At 72.1% G+C, this 14,173-nt stretch carries 15 protein-coding genes and 1 pseudogene; 2 read left to right on the forward strand and 14 right to left on the reverse strand.

The window, feature by feature from the left end:
- Positions 1–60 precede the first annotated feature (60 nt).
- The 4 genes and pseudogenes from AC07A6_RS16050 to AC07A6_RS16065 all read right to left on the reverse strand — a co-directional run.
- Positions 61–162, reverse strand: a pseudogene (locus AC07A6_RS16050) (hypothetical protein); the annotation flags it as partial.
- Positions 159–1,253 carry a hypothetical protein gene (locus tag AC07A6_RS16055; RefSeq protein ID WP_478777478.1) on the reverse strand — a complete coding sequence of 365 codons (1,095 nt, stop codon included), beginning with the start codon at positions 1,251–1,253 and terminating at the stop codon, positions 159–161. The gene AC07A6_RS16055 and the pseudogene AC07A6_RS16050, both read right to left, overlap by 4 nt.
- Before the next feature lie 256 nt (positions 1,254–1,509).
- On the reverse strand, positions 1,510–1,761 hold the full coding sequence (locus tag AC07A6_RS16060) for a hypothetical protein (RefSeq protein WP_478777479.1): 252 nt from the start codon (positions 1,759–1,761) through the stop codon (positions 1,510–1,512).
- A gap of 83 nt (positions 1,762–1,844) precedes the next feature.
- Complete coding sequence (locus tag AC07A6_RS16065) at positions 1,845–2,282, reverse strand: ATP-binding protein (RefSeq protein WP_478777480.1); 438 nt, start codon at positions 2,280–2,282, stop codon at positions 1,845–1,847.
- Positions 2,283–2,762: 480 nt separating this feature from the next.
- Here AC07A6_RS16065 and AC07A6_RS16070 point away from each other — a divergent pair, with 480 nt between their 5' ends.
- Both AC07A6_RS16070 and AC07A6_RS16075 read left to right on the forward strand, forming a co-directional pair.
- On the forward strand, positions 2,763–3,611 hold the full coding sequence (locus AC07A6_RS16070; protein ID WP_478777481.1) for a helix-turn-helix domain-containing protein: 849 nt from the start codon (positions 2,763–2,765) through the stop codon (positions 3,609–3,611).
- Positions 3,608–3,841: a DUF397 domain-containing protein gene (locus AC07A6_RS16075; protein WP_478777482.1), complete on the forward strand. Its 234-nt coding sequence runs from the start codon at positions 3,608–3,610 to the stop codon at positions 3,839–3,841. The genes AC07A6_RS16070 and AC07A6_RS16075 overlap by 4 nt, the downstream gene beginning before the upstream one ends.
- Before the next feature lie 93 nt (positions 3,842–3,934).
- On the opposite strand, the gene AC07A6_RS16080 is transcribed toward AC07A6_RS16075, so the two are convergent.
- From AC07A6_RS16080 to AC07A6_RS16125, 10 genes are all read right to left on the reverse strand, one after another.
- Positions 3,935–7,441 carry a LysM peptidoglycan-binding domain-containing protein gene (locus tag AC07A6_RS16080; RefSeq protein WP_478777483.1) on the reverse strand — a complete coding sequence of 1,169 codons (3,507 nt, stop codon included), beginning with the start codon at positions 7,439–7,441 and terminating at the stop codon, positions 3,935–3,937.
- An 8-nt stretch (positions 7,442–7,449) separates the two neighbouring features.
- Positions 7,450–7,908 (reverse strand): pilus assembly protein TadG-related protein, encoded by a 459-nt coding sequence (locus tag AC07A6_RS16085; RefSeq protein WP_478777484.1) that lies wholly within the window; start codon positions 7,906–7,908, stop codon positions 7,450–7,452.
- A complete protein-coding gene (locus AC07A6_RS16090) occupies positions 7,905–8,348 on the reverse strand; it encodes a TadE/TadG family type IV pilus assembly protein (protein WP_007268897.1) in 444 nt (147 codons plus the stop codon). Before AC07A6_RS16090 ends, AC07A6_RS16085 begins: the two co-directional genes overlap by 4 nt.
- Positions 8,345–8,767 carry a TadE family protein gene (locus AC07A6_RS16095; RefSeq protein WP_478777485.1) on the reverse strand — a complete coding sequence of 141 codons (423 nt, stop codon included), beginning with the start codon at positions 8,765–8,767 and terminating at the stop codon, positions 8,345–8,347. The genes AC07A6_RS16090 and AC07A6_RS16095 overlap by 4 nt, the downstream gene beginning before the upstream one ends.
- Before the next feature lie 28 nt (positions 8,768–8,795).
- A complete protein-coding gene (locus AC07A6_RS16100; protein ID WP_478777486.1) occupies positions 8,796–8,987 on the reverse strand; it encodes a hypothetical protein in 192 nt (63 codons plus the stop codon).
- Positions 8,988–9,004: 17 nt separating this feature from the next.
- Positions 9,005–9,895, reverse strand: a complete 891-nt coding sequence (locus AC07A6_RS16105; RefSeq protein ID WP_478777487.1) for a type II secretion system F family protein — start codon at positions 9,893–9,895, stop codon at positions 9,005–9,007.
- Positions 9,892–10,809, reverse strand: coding sequence for a type II secretion system F family protein (locus AC07A6_RS16110; RefSeq protein WP_478777488.1), 918 nt, complete (start codon positions 10,807–10,809; stop codon positions 9,892–9,894). Before AC07A6_RS16110 ends, AC07A6_RS16105 begins: the two co-directional genes overlap by 4 nt.
- Before the next feature lie 136 nt (positions 10,810–10,945).
- On the reverse strand, positions 10,946–12,517 hold the full coding sequence (locus AC07A6_RS16115) for a CpaF family protein (protein WP_478777489.1): 1,572 nt from the start codon (positions 12,515–12,517) through the stop codon (positions 10,946–10,948).
- Positions 12,510–13,451 (reverse strand): hypothetical protein, encoded by a 942-nt coding sequence (locus AC07A6_RS16120; RefSeq protein ID WP_478777490.1) that lies wholly within the window; start codon positions 13,449–13,451, stop codon positions 12,510–12,512. Before AC07A6_RS16120 ends, AC07A6_RS16115 begins: the two co-directional genes overlap by 8 nt.
- A complete protein-coding gene (locus AC07A6_RS16125) occupies positions 13,448–14,140 on the reverse strand; it encodes an SAF domain-containing protein (RefSeq protein WP_478777491.1) in 693 nt (230 codons plus the stop codon). The genes AC07A6_RS16120 and AC07A6_RS16125 overlap by 4 nt, the downstream gene beginning before the upstream one ends.
- Between the last annotated feature and the right edge of the window lie 33 nt (positions 14,141–14,173).

Raw genomic sequence — 14,173 nt, forward strand, 5'->3', positions numbered from 1 at the left:
CGCCCCGGGCACGGTGCCCCAGTGGCCTGCCGGCCGCGCTTTCACATCCCCCGGACCGAGCGGCCGACGCAGCAGCACGTTGTCCTGGAGGTGGATCTGCGCGGCGGCCACGTAGGCCTGGGCCCGCCACAGGAGATCCGCCCTGCGGGCGTGGCTGGTCATGCCGTGACCAGGCGTTCGGGGCCGAAGGTGAAGTGCCACAGGGGCCGGTAGCACTCCCAGGCCTTGGGGCGCAGCCCGGTCGGCCCGAGGATGTCCTCCAGGACGGTGCGGGCCTTCAGGTAGAAGGCGAGGTCGGTGGCGCCGGGAGCCCGGAGTCCCGCCATGATCCGGTTGTGGGCCTGGTAGACCTGAAGGTTCGGGAACTCGGTCACGTGCGGGGCGAGGTCGCGGACACCGTCCTCCATGGCGGCCAGGTCGTCGAGGCCGACGATGTACGTGAACGAGGTGTCGTGTCCGGCGCGGACGGCCCGGCGCAGCACGCTCGGCATCTCCTTCCTGGTGAGCTCGGCTTTGGAGGCCTTCAGCAGCAGGTCGCGGCGGGTGAAGCACTCGGCGGTCATCCGCAGGACGAACGGGCCGGCCGTACGGGCCAGGGTGTCGAAGGCGGCCTGGGTGCGCAGTACGGAGGTGAGGAACCCGATGCGGGCGGTGATGCCGGCTTCGGTCAGCACTACGCGAAGATCGCTGAGGTGGTCGACGGCAGCCTGTTCGCGTTCGAAGCAGCCGGTCGAGACCGTGACCTCCTCCAGCCCGGCCAGGGTGCCGGCCGGGTGCTGGTGGGCCATCGCATCGAGGAGCTCGCGGACCGCGCGCTGCTCGGACAGGCGGGGGTCGGCGGCGGCTTCCAGGGTGTTGGGGCAGAACGCGCAGCCGACGCAGCGGCTGCGGGCGTTGGGGTTGAGGGTCGCGGCCCGGCCGTCGTTGCGGAAGTAGCCGCCCACGGCCTCGTCCGCGTCGATCCGCGTGACGGTGGCGATGGGGATTCCGGCCAGGAGGAGGGTGTCCTCGTCGAGGTCGAACGGCGAGGTGCTGGCGTTGAGCGGGACGATCACCTGCCACGGCACCGCGGGTGCCGACGCGAGGCGGATCAGGACCCGGGCGCGGTGGCGGTTCTGGGGCGATCTGATGCCGTGCAGGTTGATCGCCATCAGGAGCGCGTCCTCGACGGGCACGCCGTGCCGGGCGGCGAGGGCCGCTATGCCGTCTAAGTCGGTGGTGATGTGGGATTCACGCGGTGTGGTGGCAGGCACAGGGGCCCTCCATCCGGTCAAGGGGACGGACGCGGTGAACTTCCGTACGGTGCAGGCTCGGTTGCCTGCGGGCAAGGGGCCGGAGCGAGGTTGGCCGACCGTTGCGTGGTAGTACCCGTCCCCGGCTGCTCGACCTGTCCAGGGTTGTTCAGCCGGGGACGGTGCCCCGGTCCGGCGTTGTTGTCGTTCGGGGTGCCGGGCCGGGGTTCTGGCCGGTGACGACGCGGGCCGTGAGGCGCCGCGCTGCCACCGGAGTTCAGAGGGTGGGGCGGGTGCGGGATCCGCAGCGGCAGGCCCGCGCTTCTGCGGTGCGGGCAGCCGGTCCGGTGGGGAGGGCGTGCGCCGTGTCGTTGGCCGGCCTGCGGGTCGGCTGTGCTTCGGCGGGTGCCTGGTCCGGAACGGTGATCGAGGGGCCGGGGGTGGCGCCGTCGGCCTGGTGGGCGCAGGAGAGGGCTAGAACGGCCAGGCCGAGCACGTTGCCTGTCGTCAGCAGCAGCCCTGCGACCACGTTCCCGTCCGGTCGGGCATGCCGGCGCTTCCGGGGCGGTCTCAGGTCGGTGGGGCCGTGTAACTCGCCCCAGTCACCGGTGCTCATGGCGCCGTCTTGCCGGTGGTGAGTTCAGCCCAGACCTGCTTGCCGGTCCGGAACCGCTTGCTGCCCCACCGGGTGGCGAACTGGTCGACGAGCTGGAGTCCGCGGCCGGACTCGGTCTCGTCTTCGGGGGTGTCGGTCGCGGCGGCGGGGAGGGTACGGCTGGTGTCGGTGACCACGATCCGCACGTGGTCAGGATGCCGGGTGACGGAGACGCCGATCCGGCGGGACGCGGTGTGCTGGACCGCGTTCGCGACGAGCTCGGAAACGATCAGCCGTGCATCGTCGACCAGGGCATCCAGGCCCCAGGTACGCAGGCAGAGGGTGACGTCGCGTCGGGCGCGTGCCGGGGCGGTGTCGCGGGGCGAGTAGCCGTCGCTGTAGCGCTGGGGACCGGTGGGGGCTGCTTTCACATCTTCCGCCAGGGCGCCGGTCACCGGGCGGCCCTGTCGGCATGGGGGCCCTGTATGGCGCGGGCGGTGAAGGCCGGAAGGCGGGTGCGGGGTGTGCGAGTGGTGCTCTGGCTCATGGGTGGCCTCGGCGAGTTGGGAGCGGGTGTGGGGTGCGTGGCCTCGTGTCCCCGACGGGGGCGGGGACACGAGGCCAGCGGGCCGGGCCATGCTCGAACCCGGCCGTTCTGGGGCCGCGACCTACCACCTCAGCGTGATCATCTGCTGACACTTGGTCACGGCGTCACGTTGGAAGAATGCACCCGATGAGGCGATGCCTGCAACCATTGCAACCAAACTCCCAATGATTGGAGGGATGTTCGATCGACTTCCGATCCCCGGGACGGGCAGACTGACCCGGCAAGAGGAAGCCGCACCCCCGGAAGGGGAAGATCCGCCCCCTGCATCGACCTGCCAGCCCGCAGAGAGGTCCAACTTCCCGTGCCCACACCGCCGCTTGTGCAGACCGTGCGCAGACGCCGTCTCGGCAGCGCGCTGCGAACCTTCAGGAAGAACGCCGGCTTCAACACCTCCGAGAGCGCCGCCCAGGCCGTCGGCTGGGATGCCAGCAAGATCAACCGGATCGAGAACGCCAAGGCCCATCTGCCGATCAAGGACGTCAAGCCGCTCCTGAAGGCCTACGGGGTCACCGACGAGACCGTGGTCACCGCGATGGAGGAGCTGGCCCGGGACGCCAACAAGGTCGGCTGGTGGAGCAACTACGGCGACCTGCCCGAGACCAACTACAAGGACTACATCGGCCTGGAGGAGGACGCGGAGGACACCCGGATCTACCGCCCCGAGGTGCTTCCGGGCCTGCTGCAGATCCCGCAGTACGCCCGCGAGATCATCACCGCCACCGCCATCACCCGGACCGCGGCCGAGGTCTCCGTGCTCGTGGAGATGCGCAAGAAGCGCCAGGCCATCCTCACCGACACCAGCAGGCCGGGCGGACCTCTCAAGCTGTGGGCCGTCATCCACGAATCGACCCTGCACTACCGGTCAGCGACCCACCCCTCGCTGATGCGCGAGCAGCTGCGGCACCTGCTCGACATGGCCGACCTGCCCACCATCACCCTCCAGGTGATGCCGATACTCGCCACCCCTCACCCCGGGATGGCGGGCCCGTTCCACATCGTCAGGTTCCCCCACCCCTGGCCCACCGTGATCAGTCTGGAGACCCTGCGCGGTGGGTCCTTCGCCGAGGGCACCGATGACGTGAAGGTCTACGAGGCCGCCTTCGAGCGGATCGTGGCCGCAGCACTCCCCGTCGACGACTCACGGGAGAAGATCAAATCCACCATGGAGAAGTCATGACCGACACGACCAGGCTGTACGCCACCGACCTTCCCGAAGCGCAATGGCACAAGTCGTCGTTCAGCGACGCCGGCGAGCAGTGCGTCGAGATCGCCGACGTCCGGCCCACCCGCGGCTTCATCGCCGTCCGCGACTCGAAGAGGCCGGCGGGACCGGCCATCGCCTTCACCCAGACCGCCTTCACCGCGTTCCTGCCGCACGCGATCCGCGGTCAAGCCCCAACCGCCTGACCAGCCGCTGAACGGCCAAGGCCCGGATTCCCCCAGCCCGCAGCGGGGGGAATCCGGGCCTTGCCTGTATGGCGATACCCAGTCGGCGGGCCGTCAGCGCCGGATGACCGGCTTCGGCAGCAGGGTGCTCAGCAGCTGCGCGGTCTCGGCCTCCATGTCCACTCCCCCGCCGAGGCCTTCGTTGATGCGGGCCAGCCGCGCGGCGGCTTCGCGGAGGGAGTCCACGTCGCCGGCCGCGTGGTAGGCGAGGAAGACCTGCCGGTGCAACATCTCGTTCTCCTCGGCGGCGAGGAGACCCTGGTGCGCGGCCCAGAGTGCGCCGGCGCAGTCACCGGCCTCCCGGCGGCGGGTGGACAGCTCGTAGGCGACGTCGGCGATGGCCGAGACCATCTCCTGGACGGCCGGCTCCGCCCAGGCGTAGCGCTGGGGGTCGATCGCGGCGAAGGGACGGCCGCGGACGAGGGCCAGGGCCCGGCGCAGGGCAAGCTCGCCGTCCTCGTCGTGGCGGGCCAGGCCGGTGCGAGCGAAGTTCTGGAACATCTTCCAGTCGCAGGCGACAGCCTGGGCAAGCCGGTAGCGGCTGTCGCCGGTGTCCTGGACCCGCGGGAAGTACGCCTCGCCGTCGGCGTCCTTGCCGAGCCAGGAGCGGGTACGGGAGATGACCGCGTTGCGCATCTGCTTGTTGACCAGGCGGCCCGGCCAAAGGGCGTCGTCGATCGCGTGGTGGTCGGCGCCGGGGTTGAGCGCGAGGTAGGAAACGAGCTCGACGGCCGCACTCTGCCGGTTGGAGTCGATCCGGCCGGCCGCGCCGTCGATGACCACCCGCCCGAGCAGGAGCACCGTCGGCGCGCTGCCCTCGGGGCCATCGGCATCGTCAGCGGCGCAGGTCGGGGCAGGCACCGGTACGGGAGCCGCAGCCGGGACCGGCAGGGGGGCCGGGACCGGGTTGTCCACCTCGGGACGGGTCTCGGTCGAGTCGCTTCCTTGCTTCGTCAGCAGGAGTACGGGCTCAGGCGCCGGTTCCGGTGCCGGGGTAGGGGTGGGAACCGCGGGCGGGTCGAAGAGGTCGGCGAGGGTCGGGCCGGTGGTGCCGTGATCAGTCTGGTCGTCTGGGGCCTCAGCCGGGAGAATTGCGGGCTCCTCGTCCGTCTCGTCAGCGTCGGCGTCGGCGTGGTGCTCGGTTTCCAGTTCCTCGCGCTCGATGTCCGCGTACTCGTCCGGCATCCCGTCCTCGTCGGCACCTGCCTCCGGCTGGGGTGCTTCGTCCTCGGCGGTCTCGTCCGTCAGGTCTTCTTCTTCGGCCTCTTCCTGGTCCTGGTCCTGGTCCTGGTCCTCCTGCGCGTCCGGGTGCTCGTCGGTGTCGAGGAGGCCGTCGAGCCACTCGTCGCGGGCGGGCACGTCAGTGTCGGCGGCGGAGAGGGTGAGCAGTTCGATCGCGTCGGCGAAGTGGGGGTCGGTCAGGCCCTGGAGCTTGATGGGCAGACCGGAGCCGGGCAGGACGATGGTCTCGTCCGGTCCCGCGCAGGTCAGTGTCCAGCCCTCCTCCGGGTCCAGGTCCGCGTTCTCGCTGGCCGTGACAACCGCGCCGGCGACCCGCGGCTGGGCCGTGATCAGGTCGAACAGCGCCTCGGCCTGGTCTCCGTCGGGAAGTTCGGCGGCGAGGATGATGTGGGGTGTCCAGGACCCACCGGCGTCTTCCTGGAGGCGGGCTGCGCGGAGGGTGGGTGCGCCGAGCGCGGCCAGGGCGCGGCGCTGGTCGGCGGTGTGGCTGGCCAGTTCGGCGACCGCGTCGGCGAGATCGTCGGTGCGGGCGACGCGTTCGGGTGCTGCCTCGTCGAGGCCGGCGGCCGTGTCGGCCAGGGCGGTGATCTCCAGGTGGCCGGGCAGCGGGGTGCTGGCGAGCTCGACGGCAATGGCTTGCATGACGTGGCGGGCGTGGTCGGCGTCGCCGTCCAGGTGCAGCACGCCGACGTGCTCCAGGTCGACGAGAACGAGGCGGCCGGCTCCGTCCCAGCCCAGGGAGACCAGGGCCGGGTAGGGGGCGTCGGCGCCCTGGAGGGCGTCGCGGTCGGCGAGGTCGGGGCTGGAGGCCGGGCACGTCCACAGGTCGGTGCGGCCTGCGGTGCCGGAGAAGGGCTTCATCGGCGCGGTGTCCTGGTCGAGGTGGAGTTCGACCTTCTGATCGTGCAGGACGACGGCGGTGACCACCGGCAGTTCACGCTCGGCGGCGGCGAGGTTGAGGGCGAGGGTGCGCAGGGCGGCGTCGAGGAGGTCGAAGCCGGTGGGGTGCTGGGCGGAGCGCAGGCCCTGCTCGGTGGCGGCGGCGCTGCCGGTGGGCATCGGGATGCGGCGGCCGGGCCGACGGCGGCGCTGCTGGAGGATGCGGCGGGTGGCGAGCGTGCCGATGAGCGCGGCCGCCAGGACGCCGGCGCCCATCCAGACGGCAGCAGGCGCCAGAGCCTCGTCATCGTGTGCCTGCTGCGCGCTGTCCGCCTTCTGGCCGTCCAGCGCGGGAGCGGGCGCGGGAGCCGCCGTGGTGGGCGAGGTGGCGGGGGTTGAGGCGGCGGGAGCCGGGGTGGCGGGCTTCGCGGGCGCGGGGGCCGCGGGTGTGGGGGTGTCCTTCGCGGTGTCCGGCTTCGGGGGCGTCTTGGTGTCCGTGGCAGGCCGGCTGTCAGGGGCGGGCGCCGGGGTGGCTGTGGCGGGGAGGGTGAGTTCCTGGCCGGGGACGATCAGGTCGGGATTGTCGAAGGTGCCTCCGCCGGGCAGGGGCTTGCCCTTGTTGGCTTCGAAAATCTTCGGCCAGTCCTCGGGGTTCCCGTGCTGCCCGGCGATGCCCCACAGGTTCTCGTCGGTCTTGACGACGTGCGTCTCCTCGGCAGCGGCAGGCTTCGCGTCCGTGGAAGCGGCCGGTGCGGGCTGCTGCGCGGGCGCTGCCTCGGCGGGAGCGGACGGCGCCGGGGCAGCCGGCTTGGCGATGTTGGCGTCGGCCGGCAGCCGGATCACGGCGCCCTTGGGCAGGAACTGATCGCCGGCCGCGAGCTGCGGGATGCTCGGGTTGAGGGCGGCGATGTCCTTCCAGCGCGGTCCGCTGCCCAGGTACTGCTCCGCCAGGTCCCAGGGCAGTTCGGAGTCCCCGGTCACGGTGTGGGTGGGCCAGGCCTCCTGCTGCGCCGCGGCCGTTTCGGCGGTCGCCGCGCTGCTGGTGCCTGCGGCCTGTACAGCTGTCGCCGCGACGGCCGGGCCGGTGGTTGCGGCCGAGGCTGCGGTGGGGGCGATCAGGACGAGGCCGCCGATGAGAAGTCCGGCGAAGGACTGCAGCCCTCCGAGGCCCTTGATCCGCTTCGCCTTCCGGCCGCGGAACAGGGCGACGACCTCGACGAGGGCGGAGAGGGTGAACAGCGCCCAGCCGATCCAGCCGATGGTCGTGAGCACCGTGAAGAACAGCGAGCCGTCGTCCTGCTGGGTCAGCAGGTCCCAGCCGCCGGTGAGGTCGGTGGGCTGGTGGCCGACGGCCAGCAGGATCAGGGGGATGCCGGCGATGAGTGCGGCCAGGACGGCGAGGCCGAGGAGGGCGCGGAGCAGGCGTACGGGGGTGCTCATGGGCTGGTTCAGCCTCCGGCTTGGGTGTGCAGTCGGGCGTGTGCCGTGCCGGACACGCTGATCGTCGACCTACCCACGAACTGGGCGAAGTAGGTGTTGTAGGTGTCGTGGACGGTGACTTCGAGACGCTGGCCGCCGTCGGTGACGGTCACGGAGCCCGAGACGTTCTGGGCGGCGAGGTAGTCCTGGGCGGCTGCGACGGCGGCGTCCGGGTCCACCGTGATCTCGGTGCCCTGGACGGCCGCGGGGACGTTGAGCTGCTGGCCGGCCGCGCGAGCGGCCTCCTGCGCCAGGCCGGTGGCGCGGTTGGTGGCGTTGAGGGCACCGCCGCCGTCGACCAGCAGCCCCATGATCATGATGATGCCGATGGCGGACAGCGCGTAGAAGGGCGAGAGCGACCCTCGGTCGCCGGCGTGGCGCATCCGGTCCCGCAGAGCGGCGAGGCGGCGGGTGAGGGCGGTGATCACTGGCGGCCCCTATAAGAGTCAATCGGACTGGTCCACGAGGCCCGGAGGGTGCGGGATCCCGGGAGCCCGGGCAGTCCGATCTCGCCGAGCGCAGCCGTACAGGCCACGGTGACACGGACGGTGGCCTCCTGGCCGAGGTCGAGGCCGTACCCGGAGGTGTCGACCGAGACGCTGGAGGAGGCGCAGTGGATGCCCTCGCCGTTGAGGCTGCGGGTCGCGGCCGCCGCCCCGGAGGCCTGGGCGGCTCCGGCTTCCCGTTCCAGGGAGGCGGCGCGGGCGGCCGCGCGGGCGGCGCCTTCTACGGCGCCGGACGCGTCGGTGATCCGGCCGAAGGCGATCATGAGGAGCATGAGGGCGATGATGGCCGGGGCGAGGATGACGGTCTCGACGCTGTAGCTGCCCCGGTCCTCGCGCCAGTTGATGCGCCGGGCCCGCTTCACTGCGCCTCCACCCAGCGCTCGACCGGAGCCTCAGCGCTCTGGACGACGTCCAATTCGAAGCCGGGGACCAGGGTGGCGACAGTGCCGCGCACGGTGATGCGGATCTGCTCGGGGCCGCTGCCGTCGGCGGAGACGCTCGCCCCGCGGACGCTGCCGTACTTGGCGAGGAGTTCCTGGGCCTGGGCGACGCCGTCGCCGGGGCTGGCGCCGAGCTGGCGGCCGGCCTCCACCCCCTGGGTGGCAGCGGAGCGGGCGACGGATCGGGCGTGGTAGTACATGCCGGTCTGGATCGCAGCGAAGACCAGGAACAGCACGATGACGGCGAGCACGGCCAGCTCCACGCTGCCCGAGCCCCGGTCGCCTTCGTCCCGCAGGCGCGCGCGTAGGCGCTGCCACCGGTTGCCGTCCTGGTCTTTCACGCCGCTTCCTTCCTCCTGTTGGGCTGGTTCAGCTGCCGCTGATGAGCGGGATCTTGGCGTCGGTGAACGTCTTGATCGCGGCGACGACCGCGATGGCGATGGCGATGACGACGCCGGCGATGACGGCGAGCTCGGCCGAGGTCTGGCCGGCGTCGCGCGGGGCGTTCTTCAGCCGCTCGACACGGGCGGCGAGGAAGGTGGTCAGGAAGCGGATGTGCATGGTTTCTCCCTTGGGGTTCAGCCGTTGAACATGGAGACAACGGGTGGCAGGACGACGAAGACGAGCATCAGCAGGACCGCGAAAGTCACCGGCAGCACCATGCTGGTGCTCGCTTCGTTGGCTTGAGCTTTGGCGTCGGAGAGGATCGCGACGCGCAGCTGACGGGCTTGGGCCTGGAGGGTGGTGTAGACGGCGGCGCCGTCGCCTGCGAGGGCGAGGGTGTCGGCCGGGCGGGTCAGTTCGGGGATGTCGAGTTCCTCGCCGAGCTGCTTGAGGGCGTCCCAGACGGTGACGCCGGCGAGGTCTGCCTCGTAGAAGGCCTGGCGCATCCGCTCGAAGATCCAGCCGTCGCCCACGTCCGCCGTATCGGTCAGGGCCTGAGCCGCACCACTGTTGGCGATGCGGGCCAGGGCGACGCGGTCAAGGTAGGAGGCGGCGGCGTGCCGTACGACGAGGCGGGCGGCCGCAGCCTCCTTCTTGACCTCCTGGCCGGGCCACAGCCAGAACAGGGCGCCAAGGCCGAGACCGGCGGCGGCCGGCATCACGAACGGCAGGCCGACTCCCAGCATCGACAGCAGTGCCCCGGCCAGCTGCGGCAGGACCAGCCCGTACACGGCGAAGAGGAACCGCTTGCCAAGGTGCTCGGCCGGGCTGATCCGGAGCAGGTTGAGGTCGCGGACGGGCAGAGTGATCCGCTCGCCGAACCCCGCCAGGAGGCGGGATCCGACCTTCTCGGGCAGGGACCCGGTGCTGGTGGCGGTGAGGCGGGGCTGGCGGGCGATGTGGTCGGCGTCGAGCCGGTCCATGACCGAGACGACGTCGGGCCGGGCCGGGAACAGGGCGCGGATGGCCACGCCGGTGAGGGCGCCTGCGGCCGCGGCGGGCAGGACGGCTTCCATGGGGATCATCGGGCGGCTCCCGTCAGGGCCGGCTCGGCCTGGTCCAGGGGATTGAGGAGGCGCGGGTCCGGCTTGGTCGCCGCGGCCCGGCGCAGCCAGGACAGCGTCCAGGCGAAGAGGCCGCCGAGGATCGCGAGGGCGAGCTGCCCGGCCGGGGACTGGTACCAGGCGCTCCAGGCCTCGTTGAGCATGCAGCCGACGAAGACGATGCAGATCACGATCGAGACGATCCGGCTGGATTTGCGGATCTTGGCGCGGTCGGACTCGATGTCGCGGGCGTCGGCGGCCTGCTGGTGGATCGTCACCGCGAGGGCCTCCAACGCCGTAGACAGGCCAGGGCCCATGTTCGCCGCGTGCGACTGGAAGAGCAGGGCGACGTGGTCCACGACGCCGTCGCCGAGCTCGTCCGCGAACAGCGCGAACGCGGTCTTGGAGTCCATGCCGGAACGCAGCCGCTCATCCAGCGCGCGCACGTTCGCGGCGATGGGGGCAGGGGCGTTGCGGGCGCTGGCGCGGATGGTCTGCACGAGGCTGATGCCGGCCGTGTGGATGCCGGCCAGGCCGTTGAGCCACTGCCCGATCGCCTCCAGCCGCTCGATGCGCTGCTCGGCCGCCGTCCCCGGGTTGAGGAGGAAGGGGAAGCCCAGGACCGCGGCGCCGGCGAGGACGCCGTGGACGGGCCACCCGGTGTACGCCCACACGGCGAGAACCGTGATGCCGGCGGTGATGACCAGGGCGCGCCAGCGGCGCTGCCAGGCCTCGGGCAGGCCGGCCTTCGCCGCGCGGAGCCGGCTGGCCCGGCGGGAGGCGGGCTTCGCCGCATCCACGACACGGCCGCGCCACTCGCGTACGGCCAGGATCCCGGCGAGGACCGTGACGAGGGCGCACAACGCGGCGACGAGGGCGAGCTGAGCGGAGTTCACTGGGCCTCCCGGACGTCTACCGAATCACGTACAGCACGAGGGCGATCGAGGCGCCGATCACTGCGGTCGCCAGCAGGCAGACCGCGACGAGGTTGTCCGAAATCCTGGAAATCACTGCTCTCCCACCTGTGTGCGTTCATCGGCTCACCGTCTGCAGCGCCGGGCCCCAGGCACCCTCGGCGTTCTGGGCCAGCCAGCGACGGTCGAAGGTGCCGGTGCGCTCCAGGACGTCTATGAAGCTGGGCATGTTGCGGTACACCGCGCGCGGTTCGTCGCCGTGGGGCGCGAAGAGTTCGCTGGTGGTGGGGCGGCCGCCCTCGCCGACGACGTCGTGGACCTCGTAGATGTGGGAGACGAAGCGGTGCTTGCGGCCGCCGATGGCGGTCTCGTCGAGGTAGGTGAGGTAGACGACCACGTCGATCGCGCTGGCGATCAAGTGGTTGGCGGCCTCGGTCTGCATGCCGGCCTCGGTGCACAGCTGCACCAGACGGGAGATGATCGCGTGCGGACGGCGCACGTGCAGGGTGCACATGGAGCCGGAGCCGCCCGCGGACATGGCCTGGAGCATGGGCAGGACCTCGGTGGAGCGGACCTCACCGACGATGACCCGGTGCACGTTGTAGCGCAGAGCGGTGGGGAACATGTCCCCGATGGTCACCTCGCCGGAGTTGGCGCCGGCGCGGACCTCGCCGTTGGACTGGCGGGCCTCGAACGCGAACGTCAACGGCCCCGGCTTGCCCTCGGGCCCGGGCTCGTCGAGGTAGAGCTCACGGTCGGACTCCAGGGTCGCGATCCGCTCCCCCGGCGGGATCTCCCGGCCCAGGGCACGCAGCAGCGAGGTCTTGCCCGCGCCCATGTCGCCGACGACCAGGATGTTCAGCTTCGCCTGGACACAGGACTGCAGGAAGGCCCGCAAGAGCGGGTTGATCGAGCCCCAGCGGACGAGTTCCTCGATGCCGTGCTGGCGGATGCGATGCTTTCGGATGACCACCGACGGGCGGGTGGTGAGCAGGCTCGCGGTGACGCGCGAACCGTCCGGCATCCGGAAGCCCACGTTGGGCGTGGCCTGGGTCAGGGCGCGCTCGCCATGCCCTGACAGGCCGGCCATACGGTTGACCCAGGTGATCAGCTCCGCGTGCGAGTCAGCGACCCGCTCGATGGTGCGCCGGGGGCGGTCGTAGTACTCGATGTGCGCGCGGACCCCGTCGACCATGACGTCCTCAACGCCCTCCTCGTCCAGGAGGCCCTGAAGGCGCCCCCCGCGGAACATCGCGTCGAAGACGGCCGCCCCGATGGCGTGCTCTTCGGCGGCGGTCAGGTCGGGGTTGCCGTGGGCGTACTTCGTGGACCACTTGGCGACGGCCTTCGTCACCATGGAGCGGGCCTGAGCCCGGCGGTCGTCCTCCTCCAGCAGGCGGCTGGGGTCGTGCGCGGACAGCTCGGCGGACACCTCCGCCTGGAGCGCCTCGATCACCTCCCAGCCGACCGGCAACTGGCCGGGAAGCCCAGCCAGCTTCGGTACGGCGCCCGGGCCGGCGGCTGCCGCCCGGGTGGGGGCCGGCAGCGCGGGCGCCGATGCGGGTACAGCGGCGGGCGCGGCGGCGGGCTGGGGGATGCGGGTCGCGCCGATGCGGCCGGTCAGCAGTCCGGCGATGTCGGCGGGACCGCGCGCGGTCCCGCCGTCGGGGCGCTGCTGGATATCAGACACGGGGGTCCACCTTTCCCTGGCCCAGGCGCTGGAGCACCCCGGCGACCTGCCGAGCAGGTGCCTCCACGGCAGGTGCCGGCGCAGCTGCAGCTGCCGGTGTCGGCAACGCGGCCGGTGCCGGCGCCGGTGCGGTGGGCGCGTACCTCTGGTGCAGGGCCCGGCGTGAGGCTGCCGCCTGGAGGTGGCCGAGCGCGGTGCGGGCCGAGCTCAGGAGCGCGGACTTCTTCAGCCCGCGCGGCACCCGGCCGGTGCCGGCCAGGTACGCGGCGGTGTCGGGCTCCCAGGGCAGCGCCGCCATCACGGGCAGGCGCAGCGCTTCGGAGACCTCGTGGGCGCGGCGGGGGCCGTCCTCGATGAGGAGGACCCCGAGGGCGTCCGGGCCGGTACCGCGGTCGGTGAGCTCGTTGCGCAGCGGTTCGGTCATGTGGCGGGCCAGGGCGAGTGACTGGTCGGTGGCGCGTACGACGAGCAGGACCAGGTCGGCGCCGTGGAGAAGCGGTGCGGGGGTGAGGGTGTGGTGGAGGCGGCCGGACTCCAGAGCCAGGCGGCCGGCGTCGATGACAACGTCGTAGCCGCCTTCGTCGGAAAGCACGCGCATGACCTGGGCCAGGGCGGGCCAGCTCCGTGCTAGCGCAGGGGCCTGGGCGGGGTCGGTCAGGCCCGGCAGGACCTGGCGGTTGCCGGACTCGTCGAGGCTGACCAGGTGACTGGCGAAGGCCTGCGCGAGGGCGTCCTCACCGGCGCGTTCGGCGACAGCGAGGTGGTAGAGGCCGGTACCGGCGCTGATCTGGGCCTGGAAGAGGCCGGCCCTTATGGTGCCGCCGGCCGGGTCGCACTCGGCCAGCAACGACGGGCGGGTGGAAGACAGGGTCATCGCGAGGGCGCTGGTGGTGACCCCGCACGACTTCGCGCTGACCAGCGCGGTGACGGTCACGATCCGGTCCGCACGTCGCGGACCAGGGCGATCCGGCCGGAGGAAGCACGGGTGGCCAACAGCGGCCCGTCCGTGGCGGAGACCGCGAGGTTCACGACGACGGCGCCGGAGGCGTCGGGCCTGCTGACGGAGACCACGACGGCCTTCACGGAGGTGGGCGGGGCTTCGGCGCCGTCCTTGCCGGTGGGCTGCTCGCCCTGGCCGGGGACCGTGACAGCGAGGACCTTGTCCCCCGGGACGAGGGAGCCTGCGGGGGCCTGGCCGCGCTTGACCTGGACACCGACCTGCTGCTTGTCGTCGCCCAGGCCGGTGCCGGGCTGCAGCTGCCCGGCGACGAGCAGGCTGCCCTTGCGCAGGTCGACCGCGGGGCGCTTGCCGACGACGCTGGCGCGGTCGGTGGCGGGCATCGGGGTGAGGGCCGAGTCGGCGGAGACCTCCGCGACGATGATGTCCGCGTCGGTGAGCGGCTGTCCGGCGGGGACGTCGTTGGCGATGGCCAGGACCTTCGTGCGGTCGCCGACGGCGGACACGGCGGCGGCCGCGCCGAGGGCGGCCGCGACGGCCAGGACGGTGCTGAGGGCGGCCGCGGCGTACCGGCGCTGCTTCTTCACGGGGGCCGCGGTGGTGATGGGGAGTTCGGTGCGCGGGCCGGCCGGGCGCGGGACCGGCGGGGCGGCGGGGGATTCCATTCGGAGTACTGCCTCTCGGGGAAGTGCAAGCCG

This window comes from Streptomyces sp. NPDC044002 (genome assembly GCF_056434525.1).

Coding starts and splice junctions, on each gene's coding strand:
- AC07A6_RS16100 (WP_478777486.1), bottom strand. CDS start 8,987: ATGCACATCCGCTTCCTGACCACCTTCCTCGCCGCCCGTGTCGAGCGG.
- AC07A6_RS16080 (WP_478777483.1), bottom strand. CDS start 7,441: ATGAGCACCCCCGTACGCCTGCTCCGCGCCCTCCTCGGCCTCGCCGTC.
- AC07A6_RS16125 (WP_478777491.1), bottom strand. CDS start 14,140: ATGGAATCCCCCGCCGCCCCGCCGGTCCCGCGCCCGGCCGGCCCGCGC.
- AC07A6_RS16075 (WP_478777482.1), top strand. CDS start 3,608: ATGACCGACACGACCAGGCTGTACGCCACCGACCTTCCCGAAGCGCAA.
- AC07A6_RS16105 (WP_478777487.1), bottom strand. CDS start 9,895: ATGATCCCCATGGAAGCCGTCCTGCCCGCCGCGGCCGCAGGCGCCCTC.